Origin of the sequence: Pseudoroseomonas cervicalis ATCC 49957 (assembly GCF_000164635.1) — a bacterium.
Taxonomy (GTDB): Bacteria; Pseudomonadota; Alphaproteobacteria; order Acetobacterales; family Acetobacteraceae; genus Pseudoroseomonas; species Pseudoroseomonas cervicalis.
In genome coordinates, this window is the sequence record NZ_GG771051.1 from 1 (window position 1) to 1067 (window position 1067).

A 1067-nucleotide genomic window follows, 5' to 3' on the forward strand; every position below is an offset into this window, starting at 1 on the left:
CTTGCCGCTGCTGTTCACCGGCAGGGCGGGCAGCGGCACCAGGGCGGCGGGCAGCATGTAGTCCGGCAGCCGCGCCGCCAGCTGCGCGCGCAGCGCCGCCGCGTCATAGCCCGGCCCCGGCACCAGATAGGCGACCAGCCGCTGGTCCCCCGGCCGGTCCTCCCGCGCGATGATTCGCGCCTGCGCCACCAGGGGCGAGGCGGTGAGCGCCGCCTCGATCTCGCCCGGCTCGATGCGCATGCCGCGCAGCTTCACCTGCCCGTCCGCGCGGCCGAGATAGAGCAGCGCGCCATCGGCGCGGAAGCGCGCCAGGTCGCCGGTGCGATACATCCGCTCGCCCGGGTGGAACGGGTCGGGGATGAAGGCGCGTTCGGTCAGGTCGGGCCGGCCGAGATACGCCTCCGCCAGCTGCGCGCCGGCGATGAACAGATGGCCGGTCACGCCCGGGGGCAGCGGCCGCAGCGCCGCGTCCAGCACATAGAGCCGCGTGTTCCAGACGGGATGGCCGATCGGCAGCGGGTCGCTCGCATCGCCGGCCGATGCGTCCCAATACGTGACGTCCACCGCCGCCTCGGTCGGGCCGTAGAGATTGTGCAGCCGCGCCGAGAGCGTGGCGTGGACGCGGTCGCGCAGCGCCGGGGTCAGCGCCTCGCCCGAGCAGAACAGCCGCGCCACCAACAGGCCGCGCGCGGCGGGATCGGCCAGGAAGGCGGCCAGCATCGAGGGCACGAAATGCAGAGCGGTGATGCCCTCCGCCCGGATCAGCGCGGCGATCGCCGCCGGGTCGCGCTGCGCGCCGGGCGGCGCCAGCACCAGCGTGCCGCCGCAGATCAGCGGCAGGAAGAACTCCCAGACCGAGACGTCGAAGGTGGCGGCGGTCTTCTGCAGCACGCGATCGGCGGCGGTGAAGCCGTAATGCGCGCGCATCCATTCCAGCCGGTTGACGATGGCGCGGTGCTGGATGACCACGCCCTTCGGCGCCCCGGTCGAGCCGGAGGTGTAGAGCACATAGGCCGCATCCCCCGGCGCCGGGCCGGGCGGGGCCGCGCCCGTGTCCGGCCACGCCG

At 74.5% G+C, this 1067-nt stretch carries 1 protein-coding gene; it reads right to left on the reverse strand.

What is annotated here, in order from left to right; translation table 11 throughout:
* A partial coding sequence (locus HMPREF0731_RS21645; protein ID WP_007006385.1) for an amino acid adenylation domain-containing protein occupies positions 1 to 1067 on the reverse strand: 1067 nt, incomplete at both ends.